The sequence below is a fragment of the Enterobacter cloacae complex sp. P43RS genome (genome assembly GCF_014930585.1).
GTDB lineage: Bacteria > Pseudomonadota > Gammaproteobacteria > Enterobacterales > Enterobacteriaceae > Enterobacter > Enterobacter bugandensis.
The window spans coordinates 368,984-387,018 of the sequence record NZ_JADBRJ010000001.1; the positions used below are offsets into that span (position 1 = coordinate 368,984).

Genomic DNA, 18,035 nt, shown 5'->3' on the forward strand with positions numbered 1-18,035 from the left:
GATCCGTACACCTGCAAGGAGAGGAATATGAGTAACGTAAAGGTTGTTGATGTCATCATTCGCAAAACGGCGGAGAAAACGAAATTAACCGGCGAAGGAAATCTGTCGGTCTCTATTTCATCGCCGAGCGTGATTGAAATTCAGGGCTCTGCTCAGGACGTGGTGCGTTATGTCCGCCAGGGTAAAGACCTTCTCATTTATATGAAGGACGGCAGCGTTATTCGCTGCAATAACTATTTTGTTGAAGATCCTGAAACCCAACATCAGTCAGAGCTGGTGTTCAACGACGGGCAGGAACTGACTCATCTCTCTTTTGCCGATGCCGGGGAAGCATCAGGCGTTGCCGCTACTGAATTAACCGCGCAGGCCACACCCATTAGCAGCATTGAACCCTTCCTGGAGCAAGGAAGCGCCCTGAGCGATGCCCCGTGGGGCTGGATTGCAGGGGCGGCGTTAGGCGGCGGTGCTATCGGCGCACTGCTGGCCCACGGCGGTGACGGCGAAACCAAAACGAAAGTCATTGATAACACCAAAGAAGTGGAAAGCGCCACGCCGACCTTCCTGCTGTCGGACAAGGTGGGCGACAAGCAGGGAGTGCTGAGCGCAAACGCCCTCACGGACGATAACGCGCCGACCTTCAGCGGTACCGGTCAGCCGGGCGCGACCATCCAGATTAAAGACGGCAGCGGCAGCACCATCGCCAGCGCGATGGTCGGTAAAGACGGCACCTGGACGGTAAAACTCCCGACCCAGGCCGACGGAGAGCACACCTGGTCGGTGGTGCAGATCGACGGCAGTAAAACCACGTCAGCGGGCAACATCACCGTGACCGTCTCTACGTCCGAGGCCACGCTTACGCTGGCGACAACGGCGGGTGACAACGTGATTAACGCCAGCGAAAAGTCCGCAGGCTTTACGCTGTCCGGCAGCAGCCAGCATCTGGCGCAGGGAACCGACGTTTCCGTAACGCTGAACGGCAAAACCTACACCGCTCAGGTGGGAGCAGACGGCGCGTGGAGCGTTAACGTGCCTGCGGCAGACGCGCAGGCGCTCAGCGACGGTACCTGGACCGTCAGCGTCAGCGGCAAAGACGCGGCGGGTAACACCGTGAGCGGAAGCCAGACGATTGGCGTGGATACCGCTGCGCCAACGCTCTCCGTCGATACGCTCGCACAGGACAACATCATCAATGCCGCTGAGCACAACCAGCCGCTGACGCTGAGTGGTAAAACCAACGCGGAAGCCGGGCAGATTGTGACGGTGACGCTGAACGGCAAAAATTATAACGCCACGGTGGGCAGCGACGGCACCTGGTCCGTCACGCTGGCGGCCAGCGAGGTGCAGGCCCTTAATGAGGGTCACCACACCCTGACGGTGAACGTCAGCGACAAAGCGGGCAACGGCTCGTCCGTGACCGCGGATTTCACGGTAGATACCAACGCGCCGGTCGTCACCATCAACACCGTCGCGGGCGACGATATCCTCAACACCAGCGAGCAGGGCCAGGCGCAGATTATTTCCGGGCAGGTGAGCGGCGCGGCGGCAGGCGATGTCGTCACCGTGACCGTTGGTGGCCAGACCTTCACCGGCGTCGTACAGGCAGACGGCAGCTGGAGCGTGGGCGTTCCTGCCTCCGTCGTCGGCGCGCTGGGTGAGGGCAATCACACCATTGCCGTCTCCGTCACCGACGCAGCGGGGAACACCGGTAGCGCCACGCACGGCATTGCGCTGAGCGGCAACCCGCCGGAATTTACGATTGACGCCATCAGCCAGGACAACGTGCTGAATGCACGGGAGGCGATGCAGCCGCTGAGCCTGAGCGGCACCAGCAACCTGCCGGACGGCAGCGCCGTTACCGTGACGCTAAACAACGTCAGCTATCAGGCGACCGTCGAAAACGGTATCTGGGCGGTTCAGGTGCCGGTATCCGACGTCCTGAATCTGGCGAACACCCTTTATAGCGTCAGCGTCAGCGGCACCGACAGCGTGGGTAACAGCGGCTCCGCAGAGGCGAATCTGCTGGTCGATACCGTGCTGCCGAAGGTGATCATTAACACCTTTGCGGGGGATAACCTGGTTAATAGCGCCGAAGCGGGCGTGGACCAAACCCTCAGTGGCCGCGTTACCGGCGCGGCGGCGGGCGATACGGTGTCTGTTACCGTTGGCGGTAAGAGTTACAGCGCCACGGTGGGCAGCGATCTGACCTGGAACGTCACGATCCCTTCAGCGGATCTTCAGGCGTTCGGCGACGGGGATTTGACCTTTACCGCCTCCGTGACCAACGGGCACGGTAATACCGGCACCGGCGAGCGCGATATCAATATCAACGCGGAACTGCCGGGTCTGCGCGTAAACACCATTTCCGGCGATGACGTAATCAATGCCATCGAGCAACAGCAGGATCTGACCGTCACCGGCGCCAGCACCCATCTGGCCGCAGGTACGCCGATTGTCGTCACCATCAACAATGTCGAATATCAGGCAGTTGTGACCGCCAGCGGCGGCTGGAGCATTGGCGTTCCTGCTGCGGATCTGCAGGCCTGGACGGCCGGAGGTATGACGGTCAGCGTCAGCGCGGAAGATGCCTGGGGCAACACCGTTGCGGCTGAACACCCGATTGAACTCGATCTCAACGCCGTGGCGGTCACCATTGATACCGTCTCCGGCGATGACCTGCTGAACGCGGCAGAAAAAGGGAGCGATTTAACCCTTTCCGGCCAGACGCAGGGCGTGGAGGCGGGGCAAACCGTGGTGGTGAAATTTGCCGACCAGACTTTTACCGCGCAGGTGCAGCAGGATGGCTCCTGGAGCCTGACCGTCCCGGCGAACGCCATGGAAACGCTGATTGACGGGCGGGCGCAGGTAAGCGTCAGCGTGACCAACGTCAGCGGCAACAGCGCGGACGCCTCACGCGTGGTGACCGTCGATACGCAGCCGCCGACCATTACGCTCGATAATCTGACCGACGACAACATCATCAATGCGGCAGAAGCGCAGCAGGATCTGGTGCTCAGCGGCAGCACAACCGCTGAAGCGGGCCAGACGGTCACCGTGACGCTGAACGGCAAAAACTATCAAACTACCGTACAAGCTGACGGCACCTGGACGCTGAACGTGCCTGCCGCCGACGTTGGCGCGCTGGCAGACGGCACTGTCACCGTGACGGCCTCCGTCAGCGACGTGGCAGGTAACAGCAGCAGTGCGGACCGCGTTGGTCTGGTGGATGCCACCGTGCCGCAGGTGACCATTAATGACTTTGTCACCGACACAAACACCGTTAACCAGCTGGCCCATTCTCAGGCACAGATCCTGAGCGGCTCCGTCACCGGCGCGGCGGCGGGCGATTTGGTCACCATCACTATTAATAACGTGGACTACACCACCGCGGTGGACGCGGCGGGCAACTGGAGCCTCGGCCTGCCTGCATCCGTCGTTCAGGGGCTGACGGACGGCACCTGGACCATTAACGTCTCTGTGACCGATCGGTCCGGCAACACCGGCAGCAGTTCTCTGGATGTGGTGGTGAATACCGTGACGCCTGTTATCGGTATTAACACCCTGGCCGAAGATGACGTGATCAATGCGGCAGAGAAGGGTGAAGATCTGCTGCTTTCCGGTACCAGCAACCAGCCGGAAGGGACCACCATCACTGTAAACCTGAACGGTATCAACTACACCACCACCACTAACGCCAGCGGCAGCTGGAGCGTCACCGTGCCAGCCTCTGCGGTGAGCGCGCTGGGCGAAGCCAATTACACCGTGACGGCGAGCGTTACCGATAATGTGGGCAACAGCGCCTCAACCTCGCACGATGTGCTGGTGGACAGCGCGTTGCCGGTCGTCACTATCAACACTTTCGCGACCGACAATATCGTCAACGCGGCGGAAGTCACCGCAGGGCAAACCCTGACCGGGAAGGTCTCTAACGCGGCATCGAGCGATACCGTCACGATTATCCTCGGCGGTCAAACATACACCGCTACCGTGCAGGACGATCTCTCATGGAGCCTGCCGTTAACCGAGAGCCAGTTAACCGCGCTCGGCAACGGCGAACTGACCGTATCGGCCAGCGTCACCAACGCACACGGCAACACCGGTTCGTCTTCGCTGGACTTTACCATCGACGCCCAACTGCCGGGCCTGCGTATTGATACCGTGGCGGGTGATGACGTCATTAACGTCATTGAGCACGCTCAGAACCTGATTGTTTCCGGTTCAAGCACCGATCTGGCAGCGGGCAGCACCGTCACGGTGACCATTAACGGTAAGATCTATTCCGCAACCGTACTGGCGGACGGTACCTGGCAGGCGGCGGTTCCGGCAGCGGACGTGTCCCAGTGGGCGGACGGTTCGCTGGATATCAAGGCAAGCGCGCAGGATCCTTCCGGCAACCCGGTGACTATCGGCACCGTCGTGGACGTCGATCTCGCGCCGGTCGCCGTCAGCATCAACAGCGTGACCTCGGACAACGTGCTCAACGCGGCAGAAAAAGGTCAGGATCTTGTGCTTTCCGGCTCCTCCGCGAACGTAGAAGCAGGCCAGACCGTCACCATCACCTTTGCGGGTAAAACCTACACCACGACGGTGAACGCCAACGGCGACTGGACGTACACCGTACCGGCAGCCGATTTGAGCGGCCTGAAGGACGGCGAAGCCAGCGTGCAGGTCAGCGTGAGCAACGTGAACGGCAACGCGGCGTCGTCTGCGCAGGAGTTCAGCGTCGATACCGCCGCGCCAACGGTGACCATCAATACCATCAGCGGCGATAACATGCTGAACGCGGCTGAGGCAGCGCAGGATCTGACCCTGAGCGGGACGTCCACTGCCGAAGCAGGCCAGACGGTCACCGTAACCTTCAACGGCAAGCAGTACACCGCGCAGGTGCAGGCTGACGGTAGCTGGACGCTGGACGTGCCGGCAGCCGATCTGGCGGGCATCACAGACGGTAACGCCACGGTCACGGCTTCCGTATCCGACAAAGCGGGCAACCCGGCCAGCGCGGATGCCTCCGTGCTCGTGGATACCACCGTGCCGCAGATTAGTTTTAACATCGTTGCGGGCGACGACATCGTGAATATTGCCGAGCACGGCCAGGCGCTGATCGTCTCCGGCAAGGTCACGGGCGCGCAGGCGGGTGACGTCATTACCGTCACCCTGAACGGCAAAGACTACACCGCGATGCTGGACGGTGCCGGAAGCTGGAGCGTGGGCGTTCCGGCGGCAGACGTGGGCGCGCTGGCTAACGGCGAGCAGACGATCTCCGCGACCCTCACCGACAAAGCGGGTAACAGCACCACCGCCACGCATGAATTTGACGTCTCCCTGGCCGCGCCGGAGATTGCCATCAATACCCTGGCGCTTGACGACGTGATTAACGCGGTCGAGAAAGGCCAGGATCTGCTGATTTCGGGCACCAGCAACCAGCCGGAAGGTACAGCCATTACGGTGACCCTGAACGGCATCAGCTACGCCGCGACCACCAACGCCAGCGGCGGCTGGAGCGTGACCGTTCCGGCGGCGAACGTCTCTGCGCTGGGCGAAGCGAGCTATACCGTCACGGCAAGCGTGACCGATAGCGCAGGCAACGGTGCGAACGCCAGCCATAGCGTGCTGGTCGACAGCGCGCTGCCGCAGGTCACCATTAACGCAATCGCCATCGATGACGTGATTAACGCGGCGGAAGTCGCTTCCGGACAAACCCTGAGCGGGAAGGTGAGCGGCGCGGCGAGCGGTGACACTGTCACCCTTTCAATCGGCGGCAATACGTATACCGCGACGGTTCAGGACGATCTGAGCTGGTCGGTCAACGTGCCTTCCGCGGTCTTAACCGCTATCGGTAACGGCGATCTGACGGTGTCAGCCAGCGTCACTAACGGCCACGGCAACACCGGCTTCGGCGAGCGCGAAATCGTTATAGACGCCAATCTGCCGGGCCTGCGCGTCGATACCGTGGCGGGCGACGACGTGATTAACAGCATTGAGCATGCGCAAAACCTGATTATTACCGGCTCCAGCGACGGCCTGGCAGCGGGCGCGGCGCTGAGCGTGATCGTCAACGGCAAAACCTACGCGGCCACGGTGCTGGCAGACGGTACCTGGACGGCGGCCATTCCGGCGGCAGACGTCAGCGCGCTCGGCGCAGGCACGGTCACCGTGAAGGTCGAGGGAAATAGCGCAGCAGGCAACCCGGTCTCCATCAGCCACGACGTGAAGGTCGATCTGGCGACGGTTGCTATCAGCATTGACGCGATTGCCACCGACGACGTGATTAATGCGGCAGAAAAAGGCGCAGATTTGGTGCTTTCAGGTACCACCAGCAACGTGGAAGAGAACCAGACGGTTTACATCACGTTCGGCGGCAAGTCCTACACGGCGAAAGTGGATGCCAGCGGCAACTGGACGGCGACCGTGCCGTCGGCAGATCTGGCTGGCCTGAAGGATGGCGACGCCAGCGTGCAGGTGAGCGTCACCAACGTGAACGGCAACAGCGCCTCGGCGGGACGCGAGTACGGCGTGGACGCCACCGCGCCGACGGTCTCCATCGAAATCGTCAGCGACAACAACATCATCAATGCCGCCGAAGCGCAGCAGGATCTGGTCATCAACGGCGTCTCTAACGCCGAAGCGGGCCAGACCGTGACCGTCACGCTGAACGGCGTGGATTACACCACCACCGTGCAGGCAAACGGCAGCTGGAGCGTGACCGTGCCTTCTGCGGATGTGGGCGCGATTACCGACGGGAACTATACCGTCAGCGCCGCCGTGTCGGACAAAGCGGGCAACCCGGCCTCCGCGGCTCGCGATGTGCTGGTCGATACCACCGTGCCACAGCTGACCATCAACACCGTTTCCGATGACGACGTGATCAACAGCGCCGAGCACGGGCAGGCTCTGATCGTTACCGGCTCAGTGACCGGCGCGGCGGCGGGCGACGTGGTGACCGTCACCATCAATAACAAAGATTACACGGCGACGCTGGATGCGTCCGGCAACTGGAGCGTGGGCGTGCCTGCGGCGGACGTCGGTGCCCTGACCGCCGGGGATTACACCATCACCGCGGCGCTGACCGACAAAGCCGGAAACAGCAACAGCGCGACGCGCGAGGTGGAAGTCAACCTGAGCGCGCCGGTGCTGACCATTGACACCGTCTCCGGTGACGATGTGATCAACAGCAGCGAGAAAATGCAGGATCTGACCATCAACGGTACGGCTTCCGGACTGGCGGCGGGCGCGGTGGTGACCGTGATGCTCAACGGCAAAGCCTACAGCGCCACGGTTGAGGCCAACGGCCAATGGTCCACGACGGTTCCGGCGAGCGAGGTGGGGCAGCTGGGTGAAGCGCTTTACACCATCACTGCCTCGGCAACGGACAGCGTCGGCAACGGCACCAGCACCTCGCACACCGTCAACGTGGAGTCCGTTCTGCCGGGGGTGATTATCAACACCGTCGCCGGTGACGACGTGATTAACGCGGCGGAGCTGGCTGCCGGCCAGACCATTAGCGGTAAGGTGGTGAATGCCGAGGCGGGCAACACCGTAACCGTAACGATTGGCGGCAACAGCTACACCGCAACGGTGCAGAGCGATCTGACCTGGTCCGTCGATGTACCGCAATCGGTCCTGACGGCGCTGGGCAACGGCGATCTGACTGTAACCGCCAGCGTGACGAACGGCGTGGGCAACAGCGGCAGCGGCGAGCGTGAGATCGCGATAGACGCCAGCCTGCCGGGCCTGCGTGTGGACACCGTGGCGGGCGACGACGTGATCAACAGCATCGAACACGGACAGAACCTGATTATTACCGGTTCCAGCAATGGTCTGAGCGCAGGCACGGCGCTGACCGTTACCGTCAACGGCAAAACCTATCCCGCGACGGTACTGGCGGATGGTACATGGAGCGCGGCTCTCCCTTCTGCGGACGTAAGTGCCCTGGCAGCGGGCACGGTCACCGTGACCGTTGAGGGCCAGAGCAGCGCGGGCAATCCGGTTTCCATCAGCCACGATGTGACGGTGGATCTGGCGAACGTCGCTATCAGCATCGACGCCATTGCCACCGACGACGTGATTAACGCGGCGGAGAAAGGGGCGGATCTGGAGCTCTCCGGCACCACCTCAAACGTGGAGGAAAATCAAACCGTCACCATCACCTTCGGCGGCAAGAACTACACCGCCACGGTGGACGCTGAGGGTAAATGGACCGCCACGGTGCCGGCTGCGGATCTGGCGGGCCTGAAGGACGGTGACGCCAGCGTGCAGGTAAGCGTCACCAACGTCAACGGCAACAGCGCCTCTGCGGGCCGCGAGTACAGCGTGGATGCCACCGCGCCATCCGTCACCATTAATACGATGGCGACTGACGACATCCTGAACGCGACGGAAGCGCAGTCTGACCTGGCGATTTCCGGCAGCAGCACCGCCGAAGCGGGTCAGACCGTGACCGTGACGCTGAACGGCAAAGACTACACCACAACCGTCAGCGCGGACGGCAGCTGGACGCTGAACGTTCCGTCGGCGGATCTGGCCGCGCTTAATGACGGCAGCGTCACCGTTACCGCATCGGTCAGCGACAAGGCGGGCAACCCGGCATCCGTAAACCATAACCTGACGGTGGACGTGACCGTTCCTGCGGTCACCATCAACGCCGTGGCGGGCGACGACGTGATTAACGTCGCCGAACACGGTCAGGCGCAGATTATCAGCGGCACCGCCACCGGCGCGGCAGCGGGCGATAAGGTCACCGTTACCATCGGCGGCCAGACTTACACCACCGTACTGGACGCGGCAGGTAACTGGAGCGTGGGCGTCCCGGCGAGCGTGATTTCTGGCCTCAGCGACGGCACCGTGACCGTCACTGCGTCTGTTACCGACGCGGCGGGCAACACCGGCAGCGGCACCCATAACGTGACCGTCGATACCGGTCTGCCATCGGTCAACTTCAACGCCATCAGCGGCGATAACGTTCTGAATGCGGTGGAAAAAGGTCAGGATCTGAGCGTCAGCGGCACCAGCGCCAACCTGGCGGAAGGCACCGTGGTGACCGTGACCCTGAACGGTAAAAACTACACCGCAACGACCGCCGCGGACGGCACATGGAGCCTGACGGTTCCGGCTGCGGATCTGGCCGGTCTCGGTCAGGCCAGTTACACCCTCAATGCGACCGCCACCAACGGGGTGGGCAACAGCGTGAGCAGCGCTGCGAACCTGCTGGTCGACACCGCGCTGCCGACCGTCACGATCAACACCGTGGCGGGCGATAACGTTATCAACGCGGCGGAAGTGGCGGCAGGCCAGACCCTGAGCGGTACCGTGGCGAATGCCGAAGCGGGCAATACCGTAACCGTGACCATTGGCGGCAACAGCTATACCTCAACGGTGCAGAACGATCTGAGCTGGTCCGTGAACGTGCCGTCTGATGTGCTGACCGCACTCGGCAACGGCAGCCTGAGCGTGACGGCAACCGTCACCAACGGCCACGGCAACACCGGCAGCGGCGAGCGTGAGATCGCGATCGACGCTAACCTGCCGGGCCTGCGCGTGAACACCGTGGCGGGCGACGACGTGGTCAACAGCATTGAGCATGCGCAGAACCTGATCGTCACCGGCTCCAGCGACGGGCTGGCGGCGGGCACGGCGCTGACCGTTACCGTGAACGGCAAAGACTATGCGGCGACGGTGCTGGCGGACGGCACCTGGAGCGCGGCGGTTCCGTCTGCGGACGTGAGCGCGTGGCCGGAAGGCACAGTAAAAATCAGCGTCACCGGCGACAGCGCGGCGGGTAACCCGATCACCATCAGCCACGACGTTACCGTGGATCTGGCTACCGTTGCCATCAGCATCAACGCCATTGCCACCGACGACGTGATCAACGCGGCGGAGAAAGGTGCGGATCTGGTGCTGTCCGGCGCGACCACTAACGTGGAAGCCGGGCAGACCGTCACCCTGAGCCTGAACGGTAAAATCTACACCACTACTGTAGACGCAGACGGCAACTGGACCTATACCGTGCCGGCTGCGGATCTGGCGGGCCTCAAGGACGGCGACGCCAGCCTGCAGGTGAGCGTCACCAACGTGAACGGCAACAGCGCCTCGGCGGGCCGCGAGTACAGCGTGGATGCCACCGCGCCATCCGTCACCATTAATACGATGGCGACTGACGACATCCTGAACGCCACGGAAGCGCAGTCTGACCTGACGGTTTCCGGCACCAGCACCGCCGAAGCGGGCCAGACCGTGACCGTGTCGCTGAACGGCAAAGACTACACCACAACCGTCGGCGCGGACGGCAGCTGGACGCTGAACGTTCCGGCAGCGGATCTGGCGTCGCTCAGCGACGGCAGCGTCACCGTGACCGCGAGCGTAAGCGACAAGGCGGGCAACCCGGCATCCGTAAACCATAACCTGACGGTGGACGTGACCGTACCTGCGGTGACCATCAACACCGTGGCGGGCGATGACGTGATCAACCTCGCCGAGCACGCGCAGGCGCAAATCATCAGCGGCACCGCCACCGGCGCAGCAGCGGGCGATAAGGTCACCGTCACGATTGGCGGCCAGACGTACACTACCGTGCTGGACGCGGCGGGGAACTGGAGCGTGGGCGTTCCGGCCAGCGTGATTTCCGGTCTCAGCGACGGCACCGTGACCGTCACTGCATCTGTTACCGACGCGGCGGGCAACACCGGCAGCGGCAGCCATAACGTCACCGTGGACACCGGGCTGCCGTCCGTGGGCTTTAACGCCATCAGCGGCGATAACGTCCTGAACGCGGTGGAAAAAGGTCAGGAACTAAGCGTCAGCGGCACCAGCGCCAACCTCGCGGAAGGCACCCTGGTGACCGTGACCCTCAACGGAAAAAGCTACACTGCAACGACCGCCGCAGACGGCACCTGGAGCCTGACGGTTCCGGCGGTGGATCTGGCGGGTCTGGGCGAAGCGAATTACACCCTGAGCGCAGCCGCGACCAACGGCGTGGGCAATAGCGTCAGCAATACGGCGAACCTGCTGGTCGACACCGCGCTGCCGACCGTCACCATCAACACCGTGGCGGGTGATAACGTCATCAACGCGGCAGAAGTGGCGGCAGGCCAGACCATCACCGGTAAGGTGGCGAACGCGGAAGCCGGTAACATGGTGACGGTGAACATTGGCGGCAACAGCTACACCGCGACGGTGCAGAGCGATCTGACCTGGTCCGTGAGCGTGCCGGAGTCCGTCCTGACGGCGCTGGGCAACGGCGATTTGACCGTGTCGGCGACCGTCACCAACGGCCACGGCAATACCGGCGCGGGCGAGCGCGAAATCGTTATAGACGCCAGCCTGCCGGGTCTGCGTATCAATACCGTGGCGGGCGATGATGTGATCAACAGCATCGAGCACGGACAGAACCTGATCGTCACCGGTTCCAGCGACGGGCTGGCGGCGGGCACCACGCTCACCGTGACCGTTAACGGCAAAACTTATGCGGCCTCCGTGCTGGCGAACGGTACCTGGAGCGCGGCGATCCCGGCCGCAGACGTGGGTGCCCTGGCAGCAGGCGCGGTGACCGTCACCGTGGCAGGCCAGAGCAGCGCGGGTAACCCGGTCTCCATCAGTCACGACGTCACCGTCGATCTGGCGGCCGTGGCGATCAGCATCGATGCGATCGCCACCGACGACGTGATTAACGCGGCGGAGAAAGGCGCGGATCTGGTGCTCTCGGGCAGCACCTCGAACGTGGAGGAAAACCAGACCGTCACAATCGCCTTCGGCGGAAAAACCTACACCGCGAAAGTGGATGCCGACGGCAACTGGACGGCCACCGTGCCTTCCGCGGATCTCGCGGGCCTGAAGGACGGCGACGCCAGCGTGCAGGTGAGCGTCACCAACGTGCACGGCAACAGCGCGACGGCAGGCCGCGAGTACAGCGTGGATGCGACCGCGCCGACCGTGACGATTGATACGGTGGCAGGTGATAACGTGATTAACGGCAGCGAAGCGGCTGCGGGCGTGGCCATCTCCGGCACCACCACGGCGGAAGCCGGGCAGACGGTCACCGTGACGCTGGGCGGCAAGAGCTATAGCGCTCAGGTGCAGCAGGGCGGTATCTGGAGCGTCAACGTACCGGGCACTGACCTCTCCGCACTGGCCGATAACGGCTACACCGTGCAGGTCAGCGTGAGCGACGCCGCGGGTAACCCGGGCAGCGCGGGCAAAGCGATTACGCTTGATACCACACCGCCGTCCGTCAGCTTTAAGGCTGTGGCGGGCGATGACGTCATAAACAGCGTGGAGCACGGGCAGGCGCAGATCGTGAGCGGAACGGCAACCGGCGCGAGCGTCGGCGATAAGCTGGTCATCACCATCGGTTCAAACCAGTACACCACCACCGTTGACGCCAGCGGCAACTGGAGCGTGGGCGTTCCGGCCAGCGTGATTTCTGCCCTGACCGACGGCACCGTGACCATTAGCGCGACCATTACTGACAGTGCGGGCAACAGCAGCACCCAGACTCACGATGTGGTGGTGAACACGGCTTCCGTGGCGCTGACGGTGAATACCCTCAGCGGTGACGACATCATCAACGCGACAGAAGCGGGTAGTTCGCTGGTGATTAACGGCTCCAGCGCCCAGTTCGCCAGCGGGACGCAGGTCACCGTGACGCTGAACGGCAAGACCTATACAGCCACCATCCAGAACGACGGCAGCTGGACGACCACCGTTCCGGCCGCAGACGTGGGTGCCCTGGCCGATGGCGCGAGCTATCAGGTATCCGTGTCGGCGCAGGACAGCGCGGGCAACAGCGCCTCGGCGACGCACGGCATCAGCGTGGATACCACCGCGCCTGTCGTGAGCATTGCGACGCTGTCGGGTGACGACATGCTGAACGCGCTGGAAGCGCAGCAGCCGCTGACGGTACACGGATCGTCCAGCGCGGAGGCGGGCCAGACCGTCACCGTGACGCTGGGCGGCAAAACCTACACTGCGCTTGTGGGCAGCGACGGCACCTGGACGCTCGATGTGCCGGCGGCAGATCTGGCTACTCTGAGCCAGGGGGCGCTGACGGTCACCGCGTCGGTCAACGACAAAGCCGGTAACGGCGGCCAGACCACGCACACCTTAACGGTGGATACCGCTGCGCCGACCGTGACCATCAGCACCGTGGCGGATGACGATATCGTCAACAACGCGGAGCAGCTGGCGGGTCAGACCATCCGCGGCACCACCACGGCAGAACAGGGCCAGACGGTAACCGTTTCCTTCAGCGGGCACAGCTATCAGGCGACCGTCGGGGCGGACGGAACGTGGTCGGTCTTCGTGCCGGGGCGTGATTTCCTCGGCCTGAGCGACGGGGATTACACCATTACCGCGTCGGTAAGCGACAGGGCGGGCAACCCGGGTAGCGCAACCCATGACGTGACGCTGAACGGCGATGTCCCAACCATCACCATTAACACCTTTGCGCAGGACGATATCGTCAACGCGGCCGAACACGGCACGCCGCTGGTCGTCAGCGGCACCACCGACGCGCCTGCGGGCCAGACGGTGACCATCACCCTGAACGGCAAAACCTACGCGGCGACCGTGCAGAATGACGGCACCTGGAGCTACACGGTGGGCAGCGCAGACGTCACCGCCCTGGCAGACGGCGGTTCGTACGTGATTAAGGCGCAGGTCAGCAACGCCATCGGCAACAGCGCCAGCGATAACCACACCGTCACCGTCGATCTCACCGCGCCGTCGATGGGCATCAGCATTGATTCGCTGCAAAACGACACCGGCCTGAGCGCGACGGATTTCATCACCAACGATAAGCAGGTAGTGGTCAACGGCTCCCTGACCGCGCAGCTCGGTAATAACGAGAAGGCGCAGATCAGCCTCGACGGCGGCACCACCTGGATTGACCTGACGGTGACCGGCACCACGTGGCGCTACACCGATGGCCGCACCCTGACGGACGGTACGTATCAGTACCAGGTGCGGGTGATCGATAGCGCGGGCAACGTGGGGGCAACGGACAGCCAAAACGTAGTGATTGACCTGACGAAGCCTGCGGCAACGACCATTACCGTGGATTCCGTTACCCAGGATACCGGCCTGTCCGGCAGCGACTTTATCACCAGCGACAACCAGATCAGCCTGAAAGGGACGCTCGGCGCGGCGCTGGGCAGCGGCGACCACGCGCAGATCAGCCTCGACGGCGGCGTCACCTGGACCGACGTCAGCGTGAGCGGCCTGACCTGGACCTACGTGGACGGTCGTACGCTGGCCGACGGGGATTACAACTACCAGCTGCGCGTGATTGACGACGCGGGCAACATCAGCGCCACCGCCAGCCAGGTCGTGACGATTGATACGGTTGCGCCGGACGCCAGCAAAACGATCGCTATCGACAGCATCAGCGACGATACCGGCCTGAGCAGCAGCGACTTTATCACCAACGATACGTCCCTGACGCTGCACGGCTCGCTCGGCGCGACGCTGGCCGACGGCGAGTATGCCCAGATCAGCATCGACGGCGGCGTCACCTGGCAGAACGTGATTGTCACCGGCAACAGCTGGTACTACGTGGACGGACGTACGCTGGGTAACCAGACCTATGACTACTACGTGCGCGTGGTGGATGCGGCGGGCAACGTGGGCGCCAGCGCCCATCAGCAGGTGACCGTCGATACGGTCGCCCCGGATGCGGCGATTACGGTGACGGTGGATAACATCACCGTGGATACTGGCTTCGACAATAACGACTTCCTGACCAGTTCGACCTCGTACACCCTGCATGGCACGCTTGGCGCAGAGCTAGGTGCGGGTGAGTACGTGCAGGTGAGCATGGACGGCGGCAGCACCTGGGTGTATGCCACGGTAAGCGGTACCCAGTGGCGCTATAACGACACGCGCACCCTGGCCGACGGCGATTACAGCTATCAGGTGCGGGTAGTCGATCAGGCGGGCAACGTTGGTGCCACTACCACCCAGACCGTGACGGTGGATACCCAGGCGCCGCAGTACGGCATCACCATCGACAGCATCAGCGATGATACCGGGCAGTCAGGGAGTGATTTCATCACTATGGACACCACCCTGACCATCAACGGCTCGCTGGGCAGCGCGCTGGCGAGCGACGAACGGGTGCAGATCAGCCTCGACGGCGGGAATACCTGGTCAGACGCTACCGTCACTAACCAGCGCTGGAGCTATACGGATACCCGCAATCTGGCGGACGGGGATTACACCTACCAGGTGCGGATCATCGACCAGGCGGGCAACGTCGGCTCCACCGCCTCTCAGGTGGTGACGGTGGACACCACGCCGCCAGCTACGGTAGGCACGGTAGTGAGCTATACCGACGGTGAAGGCGAGCGTCAGGGCACCTTTGGCAGCACGGTGGCCACGGACGATAACGCACCGCTGATCAACGGTACGCTCAACCGCGCCCCTGAAGACGGCGAGATCGTCCAGCTATACCGCGACGGCGTTCTGCTCGGTCAGGTGACCATGAACGGCAGCGCAAGCTGGTCCTTCCAGGATAACGGCCTGAGCGATGGCAACCACACGTACATCGTGCGTGTGACCGACAAAGCCGGTAACTACACGGAATCCGACGGTTTCGTGCTGAACGTTGATACCAGTATCCCGACCACCACGGCGGCGATTACCGCCCAGACCACGTCAGATACCACCCCAATCGTCAGCGGTACCGTCTCCGCCGACCTGGTGAACGGTGAACACCTGGTGGTGACGGTGAACGGGAAAACCTACACCTCCCAGACGGGTGGTGCCGTGGTAGTCGACCCGGATCACAATACCTGGTACCTGCAGATCCCGGACGGCGATGCCCTGAGCGTGGCGGGCTACAGCGTGACGGCGCAGGTGAAGAGCAGCGCGGGGAACGGCAATACCACCGGTACGGCGACCGGCAGCCTGGTGATTGATACCACCACGGTGAATACTGACTGGGCGACCACGGCGGGGAACAGCAACAACTCCACCATGACCCTCGGCATGAACAGCAGCGGTCTGTGGAATATCATTGCTAACACTCAGGCTTACTCCAGCAGCGATAGCTCGACCTATGCCGGCAATACGCTGACCAACACCCGCGGCTACTACGTGGTGAGCCAGACCGCCGCCGACTTTGACCGTAACGGCACGCAGGATATCTTCGCGACCGAGAATACCTACGCCGGGTCTACTCAGGTGATGTGGACCTACGATGGCAGCACCTATAACGCCAACCAGCTGGCGATGGGGACCACCATCTGGTACGGCGGCGTGATTGCGTACGATAAAACCGGCGATGGCTATCTGGATCTGGCGTACGGCGATGCCGGTATGGACTCTCTGACCTACCTGGTGAACAACAACGGCGTTCTGTCGCCGGACGGCACCGGCGGGGAGGGCGGTTTCTACGGTCAGTTCGATTCCGGACGTGAAATCTCCGGCGTCGACCTGAACAACGACGGTACGGTGGATATCGTTCAGCACACCAACCGCAGTGGCGCGTACTCGCTCACCGTGATCAACAACAACGGCAACGGCACGCTCTCCATCGGCCAGAACCTGACCAACGTGTTTGTGGTAAACGCCGCGAATACCACCACGGCGGCGTCCATGACGTGGGCGGATTTCAACGGCGATGGCTACATGGATCTGTACCTGGGCAGCAGCTACAACAACAACGGCGGGGTGATCTACTACAACGACGGTACCGGGAAGCTCTCAACCACCAAGAGCGCGGTGGAAGCCTCTAACGCCACGGCGGGGTATCTCTCGGTGGCGGTGGACTGGAACGGTGACGGGCAGATGGACATCATCAAGCTCAGTACCTACGGCGGTTCACAGACGGCGACGCTGTTCACCAACAACGGCTACGGTTCCAGCTGGACCGCCAGCCAGCTTAAAACTGGCCTGGCCTACGCCACCGGCGTGGCGGCAGTGGACTACAACTGGGACGGCGCGAAGGATCTGCTGGTGTCGCAGCAGAACGGCAAGGTGATGCTGGTGCAAAACAGCGCCAAAATTGCTGACGGTACCGCGATGCACCTGCACATTGTCGACAGCGAGGGCATCAACGCCTACTACGGCAACACGGTCAATCTGTACAACGCCGCGGGCGTGTTGGTGGCTTCGCAGATCATTAACGCCCAGTCTGGTATTGGTTCGAACGATACCTCTGCGCTGGTGAGCTTCTACGGGCTGGATCCGAATGAAACCTATTCGGCCGAGATCCTGAAGATCACCAACGGCGTGTCGGATAACGTCACCTGGAGCGGTCTGGAGGCGGGCAACGGCAAAGAGGGCTACGTCCTGACGGCTGAAGCAGCTACAGGCGGCCACAGCGGGACCCTCACCGGGACCGGGTATAACGACACCTTTATCGCAGAGGATGGCACCTATACCTACAACGGTTCCGGCGGCTGGAATACCCATTCTGACTACGACACCTGGAGCAACACCGGCGGGATGGACGTGGTGGATTACCGCAATGCGACTTCCGGCGTAACCGTTGATTTGCGTCTCTCTACCGCGCAGGACACCGGGTTCGGTACGTCGCGACTGCTCAACATTGAGGGCATCAACGGCTCGAACTTCGACGACGTCATTACCGGCAACAGCGGTGATAACCAGTTCGAAGGCCGAGGCGGGAACGACACCTTCAACATCGGCAGCGGCGGTCACGATACGTTGCTCTACAAGCTGATCAACGCGTCGGACGCGACGGGCGGTAACGGTCACGACGTGGTGAACGGCTTCACCGTCGGCACCTGGGAAGGGACTGCGGACACGGATCGTATTGACCTGCGCGATCTGCTCTCTGGCAGCGGCTATACCGGCACGGGCTCGGCGAGCTACGTGAACGGCGTGGCCACGCTGGACAGCAGCGCGGGCAACATCACCGATTACGTCCGCGTGGTGCAGAACGGCAGCAATACCGAAATCCAGGTGGATCTGGACGGTACCGGCGGCCAGTTCTCGCCAACCACCCTGGTGACGCTGAACGGCGTGCAGACGGACCTGGCGACGCTGCTGGCGAATCATCAGCTGTTAATTGCGTAAAC

1 protein-coding gene is annotated in these 18,035 nt (G+C 62.6%); it reads left to right on the forward strand.

All coding sequences use genetic code 11. From position 1 onward, the window contains the following. Window positions 1–27: 27 nt before the first annotated feature. A complete protein-coding gene (locus tag IM294_RS01815) occupies window positions 28–18,033 on the forward strand; it encodes an Ig-like domain-containing protein (protein ID WP_126818040.1) in 18,006 nt (6,001 codons plus the stop codon). Window positions 18,034–18,035: the final 2 nt, after the last annotated feature.

Excerpts from the sequence above, each read along its gene's own strand:
- IM294_RS01815 (WP_126818040.1), top strand. The coding sequence starts at position 28 with ATGAGTAACGTAAAGGTTGTTGATGTCATCATTCGCAAAACGGCGGAG.